Source organism: Paraburkholderia sabiae (assembly GCF_030412785.1).
Classification (GTDB): Bacteria; Pseudomonadota; Gammaproteobacteria; order Burkholderiales; family Burkholderiaceae; genus Paraburkholderia; species Paraburkholderia sabiae.
On record NZ_CP125295.1, the window covers coordinates 1,181,859 to 1,200,737 of the forward strand.

The 18,879-nt window shown below is 62.2% G+C and carries 16 protein-coding genes; 14 read left to right on the forward strand and 2 right to left on the reverse strand.

Annotated elements, in window-relative coordinates:
• Window positions 1-32 precede the first annotated feature (32 nt).
• Window positions 33-512 (reverse strand): DUF4863 family protein, encoded by a 480-nt coding sequence (locus QEN71_RS05355; protein WP_201650029.1) that lies wholly within the window; start codon window positions 510-512, stop codon window positions 33-35.
• Between the two features lie 243 nt (window positions 513-755).
• On the opposite strand from QEN71_RS05355, the gene QEN71_RS05360 reads away from it, so the two are divergent.
• From QEN71_RS05360 to boxA, 4 genes are all read left to right on the forward strand, one after another.
• Window positions 756-1,709, forward strand: a complete 954-nt coding sequence (locus tag QEN71_RS05360) for a helix-turn-helix transcriptional regulator (protein WP_201650030.1) — start codon at window positions 756-758, stop codon at window positions 1,707-1,709.
• Window positions 1,710-1,854: 145 nt separating this feature from the next.
• Window positions 1,855-3,525 (forward strand): 2,3-epoxybenzoyl-CoA dihydrolase, encoded by a 1,671-nt coding sequence (gene boxC / locus QEN71_RS05365; protein WP_201650258.1) that lies wholly within the window; start codon window positions 1,855-1,857, stop codon window positions 3,523-3,525.
• Window positions 3,526-3,609: 84 nt separating this feature from the next.
• Window positions 3,610-5,037: a benzoyl-CoA 2,3-epoxidase subunit BoxB gene (gene boxB, locus QEN71_RS05370; RefSeq protein ID WP_201650031.1), complete on the forward strand. Its 1,428-nt coding sequence runs from the start codon at window positions 3,610-3,612 to the stop codon at window positions 5,035-5,037.
• 34 nt (window positions 5,038-5,071) lie between these two features.
• The gene (gene boxA / locus QEN71_RS05375) at window positions 5,072-6,322 is read left to right on the forward strand and encodes a benzoyl-CoA 2,3-epoxidase subunit BoxA (protein ID WP_201650032.1); all 1,251 of its coding nucleotides are present in this window, start codon (window positions 5,072-5,074) and stop codon (window positions 6,320-6,322) included.
• A 25-nt stretch (window positions 6,323-6,347) separates the two neighbouring features.
• Here boxA and QEN71_RS05380 read toward each other — a convergent pair whose 3' ends face one another.
• Window positions 6,348-7,052: a TetR/AcrR family transcriptional regulator gene (locus tag QEN71_RS05380; RefSeq protein WP_201650033.1), complete on the reverse strand. Its 705-nt coding sequence runs from the start codon at window positions 7,050-7,052 to the stop codon at window positions 6,348-6,350.
• Between the two features lie 396 nt (window positions 7,053-7,448).
• Between QEN71_RS05380 and QEN71_RS05385 the strand changes: the two genes are divergently transcribed.
• From QEN71_RS05385 to QEN71_RS05430, 10 genes are all read left to right on the forward strand, one after another.
• Complete coding sequence (locus QEN71_RS05385; RefSeq protein ID WP_201650034.1) at window positions 7,449-8,726, forward strand: Zn-dependent hydrolase; 1,278 nt, start codon at window positions 7,449-7,451, stop codon at window positions 8,724-8,726.
• 115 nt (window positions 8,727-8,841) lie between these two features.
• Window positions 8,842-10,191 (forward strand): NAD(P)-dependent oxidoreductase, encoded by a 1,350-nt coding sequence (locus QEN71_RS05390; protein WP_201650035.1) that lies wholly within the window; start codon window positions 8,842-8,844, stop codon window positions 10,189-10,191.
• 63 nt (window positions 10,192-10,254) lie between these two features.
• Window positions 10,255-11,565: an NAD-dependent dihydropyrimidine dehydrogenase subunit PreA gene (preA, locus tag QEN71_RS05395; RefSeq protein WP_201650036.1), complete on the forward strand. Its 1,311-nt coding sequence runs from the start codon at window positions 10,255-10,257 to the stop codon at window positions 11,563-11,565.
• Between the two features lie 45 nt (window positions 11,566-11,610).
• Window positions 11,611-13,116 (forward strand): NCS1 family nucleobase:cation symporter-1, encoded by a 1,506-nt coding sequence (locus QEN71_RS05400; protein ID WP_201650037.1) that lies wholly within the window; start codon window positions 11,611-11,613, stop codon window positions 13,114-13,116.
• 34 nt (window positions 13,117-13,150) lie between these two features.
• Window positions 13,151-14,602 carry a dihydropyrimidinase gene (hydA, locus tag QEN71_RS05405; RefSeq protein WP_201650038.1) on the forward strand — a complete coding sequence of 484 codons (1,452 nt, stop codon included), beginning with the start codon at window positions 13,151-13,153 and terminating at the stop codon, window positions 14,600-14,602.
• Window positions 14,603-15,380: 778 nt separating this feature from the next.
• The gene (locus QEN71_RS05410; RefSeq protein ID WP_201650039.1) at window positions 15,381-16,163 is read left to right on the forward strand and encodes an amino acid ABC transporter substrate-binding protein; all 783 of its coding nucleotides are present in this window, start codon (window positions 15,381-15,383) and stop codon (window positions 16,161-16,163) included.
• 22 nt (window positions 16,164-16,185) lie between these two features.
• A complete protein-coding gene (locus tag QEN71_RS05415) occupies window positions 16,186-16,863 on the forward strand; it encodes an amino acid ABC transporter permease (protein ID WP_201650040.1) in 678 nt (225 codons plus the stop codon).
• 3 nt (window positions 16,864-16,866) lie between these two features.
• Window positions 16,867-17,634: an amino acid ABC transporter ATP-binding protein gene (locus QEN71_RS05420; protein ID WP_201650041.1), complete on the forward strand. Its 768-nt coding sequence runs from the start codon at window positions 16,867-16,869 to the stop codon at window positions 17,632-17,634.
• Window positions 17,635-17,765: 131 nt separating this feature from the next.
• On the forward strand, window positions 17,766-18,212 hold the full coding sequence (locus tag QEN71_RS05425) for a hypothetical protein (RefSeq protein ID WP_201650042.1): 447 nt from the start codon (window positions 17,766-17,768) through the stop codon (window positions 18,210-18,212).
• Window positions 18,213-18,341: 129 nt separating this feature from the next.
• Complete coding sequence (locus QEN71_RS05430) at window positions 18,342-18,572, forward strand: hypothetical protein (protein WP_201650043.1); 231 nt, start codon at window positions 18,342-18,344, stop codon at window positions 18,570-18,572.
• The last annotated feature ends 307 nt before the right edge of the window (window positions 18,573-18,879 follow it).

Genomic DNA, 18,879 nt, shown 5'->3' on the forward strand with positions numbered 1-18,879 from the left:
ACTTCGTGCCGTCGCGTGATCGCGCTATCGCGTCAGGCAGCGGCGTTGTCTCGCGTGAATTCGATTGCACCTTGCGGCAACAGATAAAGCACCAGCGCCTGGCCTTGGGCAACTGTCGGCCGATGCGCGCTGCCGGGACCATAGACGCACCAGCCAGCGGGATGGCCGTCGAAGGTCGCGCCTTCGGTGAGCGGCATGATCAGATCGATTTCGCCGTGCGGGTGCACATGATGCGGACCGGCAATGTCCTGCATGTCGACGACGTCGACGGAAAAACCATGCGTGTCGGGCGTGGGCTTGATGATGCGGCCGAAACGGATGCCGCCATGCTCGCGATTGCACAGCCAGCCTTCGGCGACGCCCGCGCGGCATGCGTCGGCGAGGGCATCGTAAGTCGCGCTGCCGGCGGCCCAGGTCGCGTTGAGCCACACGCCGAGCGACGCGTCGAGCGGCCGTCCTTCCAGTTCCGCCGTGACGCCTGCAATCAGACGCTGAAAGTCTTGGGGGGACATGCTTGCCTCCTGTCGGCCCGATGCGATCTGCGTTGCACGGGGCCTCCTGCAAGATAGTTTGCTGCCGGTCGACACGCACCTTAGTTCATGTGCGATGCCACCGCGCGTCTCCGATTTCGCCTATGCCATCCGGACGAGGGCTGATGGCGTTGTTATTGCCTCGATATGCGGCGAAAATTAACCGTTCACCTTGAGCATGTCAAGCACTATAGTACATATACCTAGGCGATGAGGCTTCCAGATATGAACCAAACTTACTCCGCCGATGCAGCCCAAACCCCGCGCGCCGACGATGAAGCGCCGAAGGCCGAGCGCGAAGAGCGCGATCCGTTTCTGACCGCGATGGGCGAGCGCGTGCGCCTGCTGCGGGCCCGTCGCGGCATGACCCGCAAGACGCTGGCGTCGGAAACGGGCCTGTCGGAGCGCCATCTCGCGAATCTCGAGTCGGGTGTCGGCAACGCATCGGTGCTGGTGCTGCGGCAGATCGCGGCCACGCTGAACTGTCCGCTCGCCGAAGTGATCGGCGACGAAACGACGTCGTCGGCCGAATGGCTGCTTATTCGCGAACTGTTGCAGGGCCGCGATCAGGCGGCGTTGCAGCGCGCGCGCGTCGCGCTCTCCGAGATGTTCGCGCAGGCACCGCGCGACCCGCATCGCAAGGACCGCATCGCGCTGATCGGCTTGCGCGGCGCGGGCAAGTCGACGCTCGGCCGCATGCTTGCGCAGGAGCGCAAGGTGCCGTTCATCGAGATCACGAAGGTGATCCAGCAGATGGCGGGCTGTCCGCCGTCGGAGATCCACTCGCTGTATGGCGCGAGCGCGTATCGCCGCTACGAGCAGCGCGCGCTGGAGGCCGTGATCGGCGAGCACGAGCGGGCGGTGATCGCGTCGCCGGGCGGGCTGGTGTCGGAGCCCGGCACCTTCAACGCGCTGCTCGCGCATTGTTTCACCGTGTGGCTTCAGGCCAGCCCGGAAGAGCACATGCGCCGCGTCGTCGCGCAGGGCGATCTGCGGCCGATGTCGGGCAACAAGGAGGCGATGGAGGATCTGAAGCGCATCCTCGCGGGACGCAGCGAACTCTACAACCGCGCCGACATGATTTTCGACACGAGCGAACGCACGCTCGCCGACGCCTACCTGCAACTGCGCGACCGCCTTGCCGCTCGGCTCGCTGCCGAACTGGGCGACGAAACCTAATGCATGTGGTGCGGTTGAAGCTGAACAGTGCCGCTAGGGGATAACCCGAAAACATGAAGTAAAGTGCTTTACATGGCTGAGGCGGTGCACTATTGTTCGTTAAAACGAACTGCACCGCTTCAGGAGACGCCCCATGTCCTCAGCCATGTCCCCGGCCGACACCGCCGCCGCGCAAGTCGACTACCGCACCGACCCATCGCAGTACAAGCACTGGAAGCTGTCATTCAACGGTCCGGTTGCCACGCTCGGCATCGACATCGCCGAAGACGGCGGTATCCGCGATGGCTACAAGCTGAAGCTCAATTCATACGATCTCGGCGTCGACATCGAACTGCACGATGCACTTCAGCGCATCCGCTTCGAGCATCCGGAAGTGCGTTCGGTGGTACTTACGAGCCTGAAGGATCGCGTGTTCTGTTCGGGTGCAAACATTTTCATGCTGGGTCTGTCGTCGCATGCATGGAAGGTCAACTTCTGCAAGTTCACGAACGAAACGCGCAACGGCATCGAGGACTCGTCGCGCAACTCGGGCCTGAAGTTTCTTGCAGCTGTGAATGGTTCATGTGCCGGCGGCGGATATGAACTGGCGCTCGCGTGCGACGAGATCTATCTGGTCGACGACCGTTCGTCGTCGGTGGCGCTGCCGGAAGTGCCGCTGCTCGGCGTGCTGCCGGGCACGGGCGGACTTACACGCGTCACCGACAAGCGCAAGGTGCGACACGATCGCGCCGATATTTTCTGCACCGTCGTCGAAGGCATTCGTGGCGCACGTGCGAAGGAGTGGCGTCTCGTCGATGAAGTCGTGAAGCCGAACCAGTTCGAGCAGGCCATCGCGGCGCGCGCACTGGAACTCGCGCAGCAGAGCGATCGTCCGGCGGATGCGCAAGGCGCGACGCTGACGCGCATCGAACGCACGGATCGCGAAGACGGCCTCACGTACGCGACGCTCGACGTGACGATCGACCGCGCGAAGCGTACGGCCACTTTCACTGCCAAAGCACCGACGACGCAGCAACCTTCCGGTATCGACGGCATCGTCGCGAAGGGTGCGAACTGGTGGCCGCTGCAGTTTGCGCGCGAACTCGACGATGCGATCCTGTCGATGCGTACCAACGAACTCGACATCGGCACGTGGATCCTGAAGACGGAAGGCGATGCGCGCGCCGTGCTCGCCGCCGATGCCACGCTGCTTCAGCACAAGGACCATTGGTTCGTGCGCGAGACGATTGGTCTGCTGCGCCGCACGCTTGCGCGCCTCGACGTGTCGTCGCGTTCGCTGTTCGCGCTGATCGAACCGGGTTCGTGTTTCGCGGGCACGTTCGCCGAATTCGCGTTTGCCGCCGACCGCACGTACATGGCCGCGCTGCCCGCGAACGAAGATGAAGAGCCCGCGATCACGCTGTCGGAAGTCAACTTTGGTCTGTATCCGATGGTCACGCATCAATCGCGGCTTGCGCGGCGTTTCTACGAAGAGACCGAACCTCTCGATGCCGTGCGCGCAACAATCGGCGAGCCGGTGAAAGCGGTGGAAGCGGAACGTCTTGGCCTCGTGACGGCATCGCTGGACGACATCGACTGGGCCGACGAGATTCGCATCGCGCTTGAAGAACGCGCGGCGATGTCGCCTGATGCGCTGACGGGCATGGAGGCGAACCTGCGCTTCAACGGCCGCGAAACGATGGAGACGCGCATCTTCGGACGTCTGACGGCGTGGCAGAACTGGATTTTCAACCGGCCGAACGCGGTGGGCGAGAAGGGCGCGCTCAAGGTGTACGGCAAGGGCAGCAAGGCGCAATTCGACGTCTCGCGGGTCTGAGTCGAAATCCGAGCCGAACACGGCCTGCAACGACACACGCCTCTCGCCAATCACACGAACACGCATCGCGCTCAAGGAACCGACATGTCCACGATCAACTACAGCGACAAGATCCCGAACAACGTCAACCTCGCCGACGATCGCACGCTGCAACGCGCGCTCGAGCAATGGCAGCCGAACTTCCTGTCGTGGTGGGGCGACATGGGCCCTGACGGCTCGCACAACTTCGACGTCTATCTGCGCACTGCGACGAGCGTCGATCCCGGCGGCTGGGCGCATTTCGACTACGTGAAAATGCCCGACTATCGTTGGGGCATTTTTCTCACGCCGGGCGATCAGGATCGCAAGATCCATTTCGGCGAGCACAAGGGCGAAGCCGCGTGGCAGGACGTGCCAGGCGAACATCGCGCGAACCTGCGCCGCATCATCGTCACGCAAGGCGATACGGAGCCGGCTTCCGTCGAACAGCAGCGTCATCTGGGGCTCACGGCGCCGTCGATGTACGACCTGCGCAACCTCTTTCAGGTGAACGTCGAGGAAGGGCGGCATCTGTGGGCGATGGTGTATCTGCTGCATCGTTACTTCGGCCGCGATGGACGCGAAGAAGCGGAAGCGCTGCTCGGCCGTCGCTCGGGTGACGACGACAACCCGCGCATTCTCGGCGCGTTCAACGAGAAAACACCTGACTGGCTCGCGTTCTACATGTTCACGTACTTCACCGATCGCGACGGCAAGTTCCAGTTGAGCGCACTCGCCGAATCCGGTTTCGATCCGCTCGCGCGCACGACGAAGTTCATGCTGACGGAAGAAGCGCATCACATGTTCGTCGGTGAATCGGGTGTGTCGCGCGTCGTGCAGCGCACCGCGCAGGTGATGAACGAACTCAAGACCGACGACGTCAGCAAGCTTCGCGCAGCAGGCGTGATCGATCTGCCGACCATCCAGCGTTATCTGAACTTCCACTACTCGGTGACGATCGATCTGTTCGGTGCGGACCAGTCGTCGAATGCGGCGACGTTCTACAACTCGGGGCTCAAGGGCCGCTATGAAGAGACGAAGCGCGACGACGATCATCAGTTGAACGGGCAAAGCTACAAGCTGCTCGATGTCGAGGACGGCAAGCTGGTCGAACGCGAAGTGCCCATGCTCAACGCGATGAACGAGGTGCTGCGCGACGACTACATCAAGGATTCCGTCGCGGGCGTCGGCCGCTGGAACAAGGTGCTGGAAAAGGCCGGCATCGATTTTCGTCTGACCGTTCCGCACAAGGCGTTCAATCGTCAGATCGGCACCTTTGCGGGCACGCGTGTGTCGCCCGATGGTCGCGTGATCGGCGAGGCCGAATGGGCCGCGAACGAAGCGAAGTGGCTGCCGACACCGGAAGACCGCGCGTACGTCGCGTCGCTGATGGGTCGCGTGGTGGAGGCCGGCAAGTTCGCGAACTGGATCGCGCCGCCCGCGATGGGCATCAACCGTCAGCCCGTCGATTTCGAATACGTGCGCTTCAACTAGGCGTCGCGTAGCAACAGCGAAAGAGAGAGTCATCATGAACGCGCCTGTACCGGTCGACATTCTCAAGCAGCATCTGATCGATCCGGAGATCTGCATTCGCTGCAACACATGCGAAGAGACCTGTCCGATCGATGCGATCACACACGACGGCACCAACTACGTCGTGATGCCCGATGTGTGCAACGGCTGCATGGCCTGCGTGCCGCCGTGCCCGACAGGAGCAATCGACAACTGGCGCACGGTGCTGAAGGCCGACGCGTGGAGTATCGACGAGCAATACACGTGGGACGTGTTGCCGGAGCAGGGAACGATGGCGCCGCCGGCTGCATCGGAAGCATCAGCCGACACTGCATCGGCAAGCAGCGACAGTACGAATGAAGCGCAAGGCATCGAAGTCGATACGGTGCGCGGCGCCGTGGTGCCGCCGTGGTCCGCGGCGCGTCCGTATGTGAATCTCTACACGCACAAGAACCCGACGACGGCGACGGTCGTCGGCAACTACCGGCTCACCGACGAAGCGACGGAAAGCGACATTCATCACATCGTGCTCGATTTTGGATCGATGCCGTTCCCGGTGCTCGAAGGCCAGTCGATCGGTATTTTGCCGCCAGGCAGCGCCGCCGACGGACGTTCGCATCATGCGCGCCAGTATTCGATCGCCAGTCCGCGCGATGGCGAACGCCCCGGCTACAACAACGTGTCGCTGACCGTGAAGCGCGTCACGCAGGACTATCACGGCAACGCGGCCAGCGGTGTGAGCTCGAACTATCTTTGCGATCTGAAGAAGGGCGATGTCGTGAGCGTAATCGGCCCATTCGGCAGCACGTTCCTGATGCCCAATCATCCGAACTCGCATCTGCTGATGATCTGCACGGGCACGGGTTCCGCGCCGATGCGCGCAATGACCGAGTATCGCCGTCGACGCAGACTCAAAGGCGCAACGGGCAAGCTGATGCTGTTCTTCGGCGCGCGCACGAAAGAAGAGCTGCCGTACTTCGGCCCGCTGACGAATCTGCCGAAGGATTTCATCGACACGAATCTCGCGTTTTCACGCACGCCCGGCGAGCCGAAGCGTTACGTGCAGGACGCGATGCGCGAGCGTGCCGCCGACGTCGCGCAACTGCTTCGCGACGACAGCACGTATATCTACGTGTGCGGGCTGAAGGGCATGGAAGACGGCGTGTTGCAGTCGCTCAAGGACATCGCCGATCGGCACGGTCTCGAATGGGACGTGCTATGGCAGAAGCTCAAGCGTGAAGGGCGGCTGCATCTGGAAACGTACTGAAAAAAGGACTCAACGCGTGCGGGCATCAGGTCTTTTCAGCAGGCGACTTCGCGCCGCACGCGCGAATCACGAGTTGCACGACCTGTTCCGTCGCTGCATCGAAGGCCTTTTGTGACAATGCCCGTTTGCCGCCCAGCGCGCGTATCTGCGCGTCGAAATCCGCGTAGTGCTGCGTCGTCGCCCAGATCATGTACAGCAGCGTTTTTGCATCGACGTCCGCGAGCAGTCCGCGCGCGATCCAGTCGTCGATGACGGTCACGCGCGTATCGAGCCACGGCTTCACGCGTTGTTCGAGAATATCGATCATGTGCTCTGCGCCGTGGATGATCTCGTTCGCCCACACCTTCGAACCGAGCGGCCGCCGCCGCGACAAATCCATCTTCGCGCGCACATAACCGCCGATCGCTTCGACAGGATCGTCGCTGCCTTCGAACGTATTCGCCGCGCGGTGCCAGTCTTCGAACAGATCTTCGAGCACGCGGCGATAGAGCGCGAGCTTCGTCGGGAAGTAGTAATGGACGTTGGCTTTCGGCAAGCCTGCGCGTTCCGCGATCATCGCTGTGCTCGCGCCTTCGAAGCCGCGCTCCGCAAAAACGGCTTCCGCGCAGGCCAGAAGATGCGCTTCGTTGCTCTCGCGAATGTGAGCCTTGCGCCGCCGCAAAGGTGCGGGCGCTACGTCGTGATCGGTCTCGCTCACTGCCGCTTCTTCCACTGGCTTGTCGTGTTTCATCGTTGCCCTCGCGTGGCCCGGGTGCCGCGTCGCGCTTCATTCTAGCCGTTCGTTTCGCGTTCGACATAGACCTGTTCACCGCAACGCGATGCATACGAGTCGCGTTGCTGCATTGCAATGGCATGCTTCTCGCTCTCGCCGCGATCTGTATCAGCCCGCACAAAAGACATTGATTTGATAATTTTAATCGGCTACAACCTGTCCAGTCGGACAGGATTCGCGATGTGCGCGATCCCCAGGGTTTACCGCGACGCACGCCACGCATGCACGGATGCCCCAAAGCGGATCCGATAGCGCCGCCGATACACCCGTTTCACTTCGTCGCGAGAGATGCAACGTCTTTTGCGCCGCTCGCGGTTGAACTGCAAAACGTGTTGATCCAGAGGAGCAAGACGAATGAATGCGGTATCCGAAGCGTTGAAACAAGGACTCGATACGTCGATCGCCGTCAACGGCAAACGCCTGTGGGACAGCCTGATGACGATGGCGAAAATCGGCGCGACGCAGAAGGGCGGCGTCTGCCGTCTCGCGCTGACCGATCTCGACAAAGAGGGGCGCGACCTGATCGTCAGCTGGGCAAAGGACGCAGGCTGCACGGTGAGCGTCGACCAGATGGGCAACGTCTTCATGCGGCGCGCGGGCACGAACCCGAATGCACTGCCCGTGATGACGGGCTCGCACGCGGACTCGCAACCGACGGGCGGCCGCTTCGACGGCATCTACGGCGTGCTGGGCGGTCTCGAAGTAATCCGCAGCCTCAACGACCGCAACATCGAAACCGAACATCCCATCGAAGTCGTGATCTGGACCAACGAGGAAGGCTCGCGCTTCGCGCCCGCGATGGTGGCGTCGGGTGTTTTTGCGGGCGTGTTCACGCTCGACTATGGGCTCTCGCGCAAGGACGTCGACGGCAAGACGATCGGTGAAGAACTGAAGCGGATTGGTTATGCGGGCGACGTGCCATGCGGTGGCCGGCCCTTGCATGCGGCGTTCGAACTACACATCGAGCAGGGGCCGATACTCGAAGCCGAGAACAAGACGATCGGCGTCGTCACTGATGCCCAGGGCCAGCGTTGGTACGAAATCACGCTGACAGGTCAGGAAGCGCACGCAGGTCCGACACCGATGCCGCGTCGCAAGGACGCGTTGCTCGGCGCGGCGCGCGTCGTCGATCTCGTCAACCGTATCGGCCTCGATCATGCACCGCTCGCGTGTGCGACGGTCGGCATGATGCAGGTGCATCCGAACTCGCGCAACGTGATTCCTGGCCGCGTATTTTTCACGGTCGACTTCCGTCATCCCGACGACGCCGTGCTCGCGAAAATGGATGCTGCGTTGCGCGAAGGCGTCGCGAAGATCGCAGGCGGCATCGGCCTCGAAACGCAGCTCGAACAGATCTTTTACTACGAACCCGTCAGGTTCGACGCGGCCTGTGTGAAGTCCGTGCGCGCGGCAGCCGTGCGTTTCGGTTATTCGCATCGCGACATGGTGTCGGGCGCGGGTCATGACGCGTGCTATTTGTCGCAAGTGGCGCCGACATCGATGGTGTTCGTGCCGTGCGTGGACGGCATCAGTCACAACGAAATCGAAGACGCGACGCCCGAATGGATCGAGGCGGGCGCGAACGTGCTGCTGCACGCGATGCTCGAGCGAGCGTGCGAACCTGCATCGTAAGAACTCGATGACGCATTAAGGCTGCAACGCTTCACCTATAACACATGCCGTCCCGGCTTCGTTCGAGCGAAGCCGGCAGGCACGGCTACGTCCTCACCTTGACGAAGGAACGCGTATGGCCATCAAGCAAACGGGCGACATCGCGGCGCACCGCCTGTCGTCCGACCAGCTTTCGTGCGAATTCGCCGACATCGCGCCGCTGCTCGATCCCACAGCCGCCGCCGCGGCCGCGAGCCGCTGTCACTACTGCTACGACGCGCCATGCGTGCAGGCGTGTCCCACGCAGATCGATATTCCCAGCTTCATCCGCAAGATCGGCAACGGCAACCTGAAGGGCGCCGCGACCGACATACTGTCCGCGAATCCGCTGGGCGGTATGTGCGCGCGCGTCTGTCCGACGGAGATTCTTTGCGAAGGCGCATGCGTGCGCAATCACCAGGACGCGAAGCCCGTCGCGATCGGCGCATTGCAGCGCCACGCGACGGATTGGGCGATGGCGCACGATGCCGTGCAGTTCGCGCGCGCAGCGGATAGCGGACGTCATGTGGCCGTCGTCGGCGCGGGACCGGCGGGGCTTGCCTGTGCGCATCGCCTGGCCGTGGCGGGTCATCGTGTGACGATTTACGACGCACGCGACAAGGGAGGCGGCCTCAACGAATACGGCATCGCCGCATACAAGACGGTCGACGATTTCGCACAGCGCGAAGTGCAATGGCTGCTGTCGGTGGGCGGAATCGAACTGAAAACAGGCGTTGCTTTGAGCCGTGACGTGACGCTCGATTCGCTGCGTCAACAACACGATGCCGTGTTTCTCGCGATCGGACTGACGGGCGTGCGTGCGCTCGAACTCGAAGGTGCAGCATTGAGCGGCGTGATGAATGCCGTCGATTTCATCGAGCAGGTGCGCGAAGCGACCGATCTCTCGACGGTGCCCGTGGGCCGCCGCGTGGTCGTGATCGGCGGCGGCAATACGGCCGTCGATGCAGCCGTGCAAAGCCGCAAACTCGGTGCGACGAATGTGACGATGGTGTACCGGCGCGGCGTCGAATCGATGAGCGCGACGTGGGCCGAGCGCGAGTTCGCGCAGACGCAGGGCGTGACGCTCATCACGCATGCGAAGCCCGTGCGTTTGATGGGCAGCGACGGCATCGTGACGGGCGTCGAATTCGAACGCACTGCGCGAGATGGCAGCGCGGAGCGCTTCACGGTCGAAGCCGACATGGTGCTCAAGGCAATCGGTCAAACGCTGGTCGCAACGGGTCTCGAGCACGCACTCCTGACGCTCGATCAGCACCGCATCGCGGTCGACGCCGACATGCGCACTTCGCTGGATAACGTGTGGGCGGGCGGCGATTGCGCGGCGTCGGGCGGCATCGATCTGACGGTGCAGGCGGTGCAGGACGGCAAGCTCGCGGCGGCATCGATCGATGCGGCATTCGCGCTCGCAGCCGTGAAAGCGGCCTGAAACGCGCTCGCACGCGTTCGTCGTCACGCGCAACGATAAAACCGAATCCCCACGGAGCCGAACATGGCCGATCTACGCTGCACGATTGCCGGCATCACGTCGCCGAATCCTTTCTGGCTCGCGTCCGCGCCGCCGACCGACAAAGCCTATAACGTGAACCGCGCGTTCGAAGCGGGCTGGGGCGGCGTCGTGTGGAAGACGCTCGGGCTCGATCCGCATGTGGTCAATGTCAGTTCGCGTTACGGCGCCGTGCAGTGGAATGGCCAGCGTATCGCGGGACTGAACAACATCGAACTGATCACCGACCGGCCGCTCGACGTCAACTTGCGCGAGATCGCGCAGGTCAAGCGAGACTGGCCCGATCGCGCGCTGATCGTATCGCTGATGGTGCCGTGCAATGAACACGACTGGAAGTGGATCCTGCCACTCGTTGAAGACACAGGTGCGGATGCCGTCGAACTGAACTTCGGTTGCCCGCACGGCATGAGCGAGCGCGGGATGGGCTCGGCTGTCGGTCAGGTGCCGGAGTACATCGAGATGGTCACGCGATGGGTGAAGGAAGGCACGAAGCTGCCGTGCCTCGTGAAGCTCACGCCGAACATCAGCGATATCCGCATGGGTTCGCGCGCCGCGTATAAGGGCGGCGCGGATGGCGTGTCGCTGATCAACACGATCAACTCGGTCGTCGCCGTCGATCTCGATCAGATGGCGCCGATGCCGACCGTCGACGGCAAGGGCACGCATGGCGGCTACTGCGGTCCTGCCGTGAAGCCGATTGCACTGAACATGGTCGCCGAAATCGCGCGCGATCCGGAGACGCCTGGATTGCCGATCTCCGGCATCGGCGGCATTTCGTCGTGGCGCGATGCCGCCGAGTTCATCGTGCTCGGCTCAGGCAGCGTGCAGGTTTGCACGGCGGCGATGCATTACGGGTTTCGCATCGTGTCCGATCTCGCGGACGGTCTGTCGAACTGGATGGACGAGAAGGGCTACGCGACGCTCGACGATATTCGCGGCCGCGCGGTGCAAAACGTGACGGACTGGAAGTACCTGAATCTCAAGTACGACATCAAGGCGCGCATCGATCAGGACAAGTGCATTCAATGCGGCCTGTGCCACATCGCATGCGAAGACACATCGCATCAGGCCATCACGCGCGAGAAGGACGGCAAGCGGCACTTCGAAGTGGTCGATGCGGAATGCGTCGGGTGCAATCTTTGCATGCATGTGTGTCCCGTCGAGGAATGCATCACGATGGAGCGCGTCGATAGCGGCGAGTACGCGAACTGGACCACGCATCCGAACAATCCCGCGCGTGTCGTTGCGGATACGCCCGACACGACCCACGCACAGCAAGCAGCGAAAGCAGCCTGAAAAACAGGACTGAAAGTCAACGAGCGGTCAAGTGGAGATCCATCGATGAAGCAGACAGCGCAATCCGCCGACGCATCTCAAGTGGCCGGCGGCAGCAGTCTCTATAACGACGACCTGGCGCCGACGGGCCCGGCGCAGCGCACGTGGAAGTGGTATCACTTCGCGGCGCTGTGGGTCGGCATGGTGATGAACATCGCGTCGTACATGCTCGCGGCCGGGCTCACGGAAGAGGGCATGTCGCCGTGGCAGGCGGTGTTGACGGTGCTACTCGGCAACGTGATCGTGCTGGTGCCGATGCTGCTGATCGGTCACGCGGGCGCGAAGCACGGCATTCCGTACGCAGTGCTCGTGCGGTCGTCGTTCGGCACGCAGGGCGCGAAACTGCCTGCGATGTTGCGCGCAATCGTCGCGTGTGGCTGGTACGGTATCCAGACGTGGCTCGGCGGCAGCGCGATCTATACGCTGCTCAACATCCTGACGGGCAATGCGCTTCACGGCGCGGCGCTGCCGTTTCTCGACATTTCGATTGGACAGCTCGCGTGCTTTCTCGCGTTCTGGGCGTTGCAGATTTACTTCATCGTGCACGGCACGGATTCGATCCGCTGGCTCGAAAGCTGGTCCGCGCCGATCAAGGTCGTGATGTGCATCGCGCTCGTGTGGTGGGCGACGTCGAAGGCGGGCGGCGTCGGCTCGATGCTTTCCGCGCCTTCGCAGTTTGCGCCGGGCGGCAAGAAGGAAGGACTGTTCTGGCTCACGTTCTGGCCGGGACTCACGGCGATGGTCGGCTTCTGGGCGACGCTCGCGTTGAATATCCCTGACTTCACGCGTTTCGCGAGAACGCAACGCGATCAGATCGTCGGCCAGTCGATCGGCTTGCCGGTGCCGATGGCGTTGCTGTCGGTGATCTCCGTAGTGGTCACGTCGGCGACGGTCGTGATCTACGGCAAGGCGATCTGGGACCCCATCGATCTGACGAGCCGCATGACGGGCATCGGCGTAGGCGTGGCGCTCATCATCCTCACGCTCGACACGATGTGCTGCAATCTCGCGGCGAATCTCGTCGGACCCGCGTATGACTTTTCGAGCCTTTGGCCGAAGGGCATTTCGTATCGAACGGGTGGGCTGATTACCGCGACCATCGCGATCGTGATGATGCCGTGGAAGATTCTCGCGACGACGCAAGGCTATATCTTCACGTGGCTCGTCGGCTATTCGGCGCTGCTTGGTCCCGTCGCGGGCATCCTGATGGTCGATTACTTTTTCATTCGCGGCACGCGGCTCGATCAGCGCGAACTCTTCGACGAAAACGGCGAATACAGCTATACGGGCGGCTGGAACATGGCCGCTGTCGTTGCACTCGTGATCGGCGTGCTGCCGAACCTGCCGGGCTTTCTGCATACCGCGTTTCCCGCATCGTTTCCGAACGTGCCCGCGATCTTCAATACGCTCTACACGTATGCATGGTTCGTGGGACTGGCGCTGGCATCGATCGTGTACGGCGCGTGGATGAAGATGCGGCGCAGCCCGGGCGCGAGCATGGCAAGCGCGTGATTCCGGTTTCGATATTCGAAGGAGGAGGCAACCGATGACAACTCTCATTCGCGGCGGCACGGTGATCGATTCGGACCGCACGCATAGAGCCGACGTGCTGATCGCGGACCCGCAAGACGGCGGCACGATCCTGCAGATCGATCGCACGATCGATCCGCCCGCAGGCGCGCATATCGTCGATGCACACGATCAATACGTGATGCCGGGCGGTATCGATCCGCACACGCATATGGAACTGCCGTTCATGGGCACGACGGCGAGCGACGACTTCTACACGGGCACGGCGGCGGGGCTGTCGGGCGGCACGACGAGCATCATCGACTTCGTGATCCCGAGCCCGAAGCAGCCGTTGATGGACGCGTTCAATGAATGGCGCGGCTGGGCGGAAAAAGCATCGGCCGATTATGGCTTTCATGTGGCCGTGACGTGGTGGGACGACTCCGTCTATCGAGACATGGGGACGCTCGTACATGAGCATGGCGTGTCGAGCTTCAAGCACTTCATGGCCTACAAGAACGCGATCATGGCCGACGACGAAGTGCTCGTGAACAGCTTCTCGCGTTCGCTCGAACTGGGCGCGCTGCCCACTGTGCACGCGGAAAACGGCGAACTCGTGTTCCAGTTGCAGAAGCAGTTGCTGGCGAAGGGCTTTAGGGGACCGGAGGCGCATCCGTTGTCACGTCCACCCGAAGTGGAAGGAGAGGCCGCGAATCGCGCGATCCGTATCGCGCAGGTGCTCGGCGTGCCGGTGTACATCGTGCATGTGTCGTCGAAAGAGGCGGTCGAAGCGATTTCACGCGCGCGCAATGAAGGCCAGCGCGTATTCGGCGAAGTGCTGCCGGGGCACCTGGTGATCGACGAAAGCGTGTATCGCGATCCCGACTGGACGCGTGCCGCTGCGCATGTGATGAGCCCGCCGTTTCGCACGGGCGAGCATCGCGAGGCTTTGTGGCGCGGCTTGCAATCAGGTCAGCTGCATACGACGGCCACCGATCATTGCGTGTTCTGCGCATCGCAGAAGGCGATGGGCCGCGAGGACTTCACGAAGATTCCGAACGGATGTGGCGGGGTCGAGGATCGGATGTCCGTGTTGTGGCACGAGGGCGTGAATAAAGGGCGTATTACGCCGAATGAGTTTGTGCGCATTACTTCTGCGAATGCCGCGCAGATTTTTAATCTTTATCCGCGTAAGGGCGCTGTGCAGGTTGGGGCGGATGCGGATCTCGTTGTCTGGGATCCTGCTGGTAGCAGGACGATTTCCGCTCAGACGCATCATCAGAAGGTGGATTTCAATGTGTTTGAAGGGATGACTGTGCAGGGTGTTGCTGTGCATACTTTTGCGCGTGGGGCGCATGTGTGGGCTGATGGGGATCTTCGCGCGCAACGCGGTGCGGGTATGTATTTGAAGCGGCCTCCTAATGCGGCTTACTATGACGCTGTGCGGGTGGCTAATCGGCTCAAGGAGCCGCATCCTGTTGAGAGGTAGGTTTTGGTTTTTGCTTTTGGCTGCGCTGGCATCCGCGAATTCGTAGCGGTTTATTAGCGTCGCCCCTGTGCGGGGCGGCACCTACTTTTCTTTGCAGCGGCAAAGAAAAGTAGGCAAAAGAAAGCCGCTTTTGAACCTCCGGTGTTTGCCAGGTTCGCACTACGGCATGCCGCAGTTGAGCTATCGCGCAGCGACGTCCGCACTCTGTAGAAAGCCCGCAGTCAACCGCGCACGCCGCGAAAATCCCACACTGTCCGGAACACATACTGCCGCGATCAAGCTGACGGCAAGCGCACCAAAAACAAGCCGCCCGTATGTGCCCCAAGTGGATGTCACCTTACGCGCCGCGCGCGCCTGACTGCGGGCTTTCTACGGAGTGTTTGCGTCGCTGCGCGACAGCTCAAGGAACGTGCGCCGTGCTGTTATCCTGGCAGGCGCCGGAGGTTTGAAGCGGCTTTCTTTTGCCTACTTTTCTTTGCCGCTGCAAAGAAAAGTAGGTGCCGCCCCGCACAGGGGCAACGTATGAAGCACCGCTACGAAAACGCGGACGCCAGCGCAAAAGCCTGAACGAGAAAAGGCGCTGCCAGCAAAAAATAACCCCAAAAGCACCCCCACCCACAACCCCGTATACTTACGTATTTCGCCGCACCATATTCCGCCGCAGCATATCCATGCGGCTCAAAATGCGTTGTGGAAATAAAGCCCGTTTGCTACAGTCCGCCCCACGCAGCCGGGCGCGCAGTCCGGCAGACACAAAACGAACCACGGAGCACACCCTATGAAGTCGATTCGATCCCTTCTGCTGATCGGCCTGCTACAGGTCGCGACGGCCACGGCCGCATTCGCCGCCGACGATCTCGCGAAGATCAAGTCCGCCGGCGCCTTCAAGATCGGCACGGAAGGCACGTACGCGCCGTTCACGTTCCATGACGCGTCGAACCAGCTGACGGGCTTCGACGTCGAAATCGGCCGTGCGATCGCGAAGAAGCTGGGCGTGAAGGCCGAGTTCGTCGAAGGCAAATGGGATGGTCTGATCGCCGGTCTCGACGCGAACCGCTACGACGCCGTGATCAACGAAGTGGCCGTTACCGATGCGCGCAAGCAGAAGTACGACTTCTCGGAGCCGTACATCGTCTCGCACGCCGCGCTGATCGTTCGCTCGGACAACAGCACGATCAAGGGTTTCGACGACCTGAAGGGCAAGAAGTCGGCGAATACGCTGACCAGCAACTTCGGCAAGATCGCCGCCGCGCACGGCGCGGAAGTGGTGCCCGTGCAAGGCTTCAACGAATCGATCGATCTGCTGACGTCGGGCCGCGTCGACGCGACGGTCAACGACTCGCTGTCGTTCCTCGACTTCAAGAAGCACAAGCCGGACGCGAAGGTGAAGATCGCCGCGATCGATACGTCGTCGGACAGCTCCGACCACTCGGCCGTGCTGATCCGCAAGGGCAACCCGGAACTGCAGGCCGCCATCAACAAGGCACTCGCGGAACTCAAGGCTGACGGCACGTACGCGAAGATCTCCGAAAAGTACTTCGGCAAAGACGTTTCCAAGTAAAGCACGAAGGCGAGCCTGAATCATGCCTGCATGGTTGCACCTGATGGGTGACTCGCTGTGGCCGCTGCTGTACGCGGGCCTCGTGTTCACCGTCCCGTTGACGCTCGTGTCGTTCGCGATCGGGCTGGCGCTCGCGTTCATCGTCGCATTGACCCGATTGTTCGGGCCGAAGTGGTCGGTGGCGATCGTGCGCTTCTATGTGTGGCTGTTTCGCGGCTCGCCGCTGCTGGTCCAGCTGTTCGTCATCTTCTATGGCCTGCCGAATGTCGGGATCGTGCTCGATCCGCTGACGGCGGCCATCATCGGCTTCTCGCTGAACGTCGGTGCGTATAACTCGGAAGTGATCCGCGGCGTGATCGAATCGATTCCGAAAGGGCAGTGGGAAGCGGCGTACTCGATGGGCATGACGCGCGCGCAGGCACTGCGCCGCGCCATTCTTCCGCAGGCCGCGCGCGTCGCGTTGCCGCCGCTGTCGAATTCGTTCATCGCGCTCGTGAAGGATACGTCGCTCGCTGCCGTGCTGACCGTGCCGGAGATTTTCCAGGCCGCACAGCGCATTGCATCGGTCACGTACGAACCGCTGATTCTCTATACGGAAGCCGCGCTGATTTATCTGGTGTTCAGCTCGGTGCTGTCGTCCGCGCAGGTGCGTCTCGAACGCCGCTTCGGCCGTCACGCGCTTTTCACGTCGGGTAACTGAACGATGATCCGCCTCGAAAAAATCGAAAAGTATTTCGGCGATCATCGCGTGCTGAACAGCGTCGATCTGAAGCTCGATCAGGGCAACGTGACGGCGCTGATCGGGCCGTCGGGCAGCGGCAAGAGCACACTGCTGCGCTGCGTGAACCTGCTCGAAATTCCCGAAGCGGGGTCGCTCGAACTCGGCGATCAGGGCATCCGGTTCAGCCGTACGGAAAAGCCGTCGAAGGAAGCTGTCCTCGCGATTCGCCGTCGCACGGGCATGGTGTTCCAGAATTTCCAGCTGTTCCCGCACCGGACGGTGATCGAGAACGTGATGGAAGGGCTCATTACCGTGCAGAAGTGGGAACGCGAACGTGCACGCGTGCGCGCGCTCGAACTGCTCGAGAAGGTTGGCATCGCGCACAAGGCGGATGCGTGGCCCGTCACGCTGTCGGGCGGACAGCAGCAGCGTGTGGCGATTGCCCGCGCGCTTGCGCCCTCGCCGGAAGTGTTGCTGTGCGACGAGCCGACTTCCGCGCTCGATCCCGGCCTTGCCGCCGAAGTGGTCGAAGTGCTGCGTCAGCTCGCGAAAGAAGGCATGACGATGCTGATGGCGACGCACGATCTGCGGCTCGCGGCATCGATCGCGCGCAATGTCGTGTTTCTGAGCAATGGCTCGATCGTCGAGCAGGGCCGTTCGCGCGATATCTTCACGCAGCCGAAAGAAGCGGAAACGGCGACCTTTGTGTCGACGCTGACGCAAAGCCTGCCGGACAGCTGGGAAGACTGAGCGCTGCTTGCGCATGAGTCGTATCGGGGGCGCCTGCGGGCGCCCTTTGCTTTATATGGGCCGGCCCGCGCTTCATGCTCGTGGCGGCGAGCCAGGCTACAATGGCCGTCGCCCTGAATTCCGGAAGATCGATGAAGACCCGCACTCCTGTTATCGCATGCTGCATGGTGGTGGCCGCCTTGTCCGCGGGATGCGCGGCCACGTACAAGAACACGAGTGCATGCGAGCAGTCGATGCGGCAGTCGGCGCAGGAGGTTTCCGCCGCCGACACGCTGACCATTCATCACACGGGCACGGGCATCAACGGCAGCCGCGTCGTCGTGGAAGGCACGCTCGAGCATCCGCAGACGGCGTCCGAAGCGGCCGTCGCCAAGCCGCCCAACACCAACATCATCGAAGCGGGCCTGCTTGCGCCCGTCACGGCCGCGTTCCAGAAGAACCGGCCGCACAAGACCGTTGTGCCCGCGGCAGTCGAATGCACGTACGACGCGAACGGCCAGAGCACGTTCCGTTGGCTCGCGCCCGCGCGCCTCGTGAAGGACGCTCCGAAGGGCGACCAGGCCGAGTCCGGCGAGTGATCCGGGCGGCGCCACAGTGCGCCGCGCCGCCGTAGTGCAGCGATGCAGCGGGCATGCTGCGACGCACCGGCAGTCCTCGAAACCCCATGCTAGGATTTCTGCGTGCAACGCAGATGTCAGGAGGGCAGCATGGACGGCTTCGTCAGACACCAGATCGAAGGCGCTTCCGTCGATATCGACGTGGTCCCCGTCACGCCGCGCGGCTACTGCGCGCGCTTTCGCATCTTCCGCGATGCCGCCGACAATCCCGAATGGCATCAGGTCCACGTATCCGGTAGTGTGTTCGATACCCGCGAAGAAGCCGAGGAGGCCGCGCGGTCGATGGCGCTCGAACGGGTGCTCGCCGGCGGCGGTTCGTAGGGTTGCGCCCAGCGCTTTGCTCGCGCTGCTTCTCTTTTCCCCATTTTCTTTTCCCGACGCATGTCGGTTGACGGGCGTCGCGCGCGCGAATCGAATAATTCCGACTTTGGGAGTTTTCTTGTATTGACGGTCGCCTCGTCTCCGTAGGATTTGCCCGTCGTAACCGACATCGAAGAAGTGACGGTACGTAGGAGGCATCCCGGCGGGGCGTTGGCGCTGTCGCTCATCGAATACCGTATCTTTATTGATTCGGTATCCGAAGCAATATCGCTGAACCCATCCGATGCCGCATTTTGGGGAGGGTAGT

Coding starts and splice junctions, on each gene's coding strand:
- QEN71_RS05355 (WP_201650029.1), bottom strand. CDS start 512: ATGTCCCCCCAAGACTTTCAGCGTCTGATTGCAGGCGTCACGGCGGAA.
- QEN71_RS05360 (WP_201650030.1), top strand. CDS start 756: ATGAACCAAACTTACTCCGCCGATGCAGCCCAAACCCCGCGCGCCGAC.
- boxC (WP_201650258.1), top strand. CDS start 1,855: ATGTCCCCGGCCGACACCGCCGCCGCGCAAGTCGACTACCGCACCGAC.
- boxB (WP_201650031.1), top strand. CDS start 3,610: ATGTCCACGATCAACTACAGCGACAAGATCCCGAACAACGTCAACCTC.
- boxA (WP_201650032.1), top strand. CDS start 5,072: ATGAACGCGCCTGTACCGGTCGACATTCTCAAGCAGCATCTGATCGAT.
- QEN71_RS05380 (WP_201650033.1), bottom strand. CDS start 7,052: ATGAAACACGACAAGCCAGTGGAAGAAGCGGCAGTGAGCGAGACCGAT.
- QEN71_RS05385 (WP_201650034.1), top strand. CDS start 7,449: ATGAATGCGGTATCCGAAGCGTTGAAACAAGGACTCGATACGTCGATC.
- QEN71_RS05390 (WP_201650035.1), top strand. CDS start 8,842: ATGGCCATCAAGCAAACGGGCGACATCGCGGCGCACCGCCTGTCGTCC.
- preA (WP_201650036.1), top strand. CDS start 10,255: ATGGCCGATCTACGCTGCACGATTGCCGGCATCACGTCGCCGAATCCT.
- QEN71_RS05400 (WP_201650037.1), top strand. CDS start 11,611: ATGAAGCAGACAGCGCAATCCGCCGACGCATCTCAAGTGGCCGGCGGC.
- hydA (WP_201650038.1), top strand. CDS start 13,151: ATGACAACTCTCATTCGCGGCGGCACGGTGATCGATTCGGACCGCACG.
- QEN71_RS05410 (WP_201650039.1), top strand. CDS start 15,381: ATGAAGTCGATTCGATCCCTTCTGCTGATCGGCCTGCTACAGGTCGCG.
- QEN71_RS05415 (WP_201650040.1), top strand. CDS start 16,186: ATGCCTGCATGGTTGCACCTGATGGGTGACTCGCTGTGGCCGCTGCTG.
- QEN71_RS05420 (WP_201650041.1), top strand. CDS start 16,867: ATGATCCGCCTCGAAAAAATCGAAAAGTATTTCGGCGATCATCGCGTG.
- QEN71_RS05425 (WP_201650042.1), top strand. CDS start 17,766: ATGAAGACCCGCACTCCTGTTATCGCATGCTGCATGGTGGTGGCCGCC.
- QEN71_RS05430 (WP_201650043.1), top strand. CDS start 18,342: ATGGACGGCTTCGTCAGACACCAGATCGAAGGCGCTTCCGTCGATATC.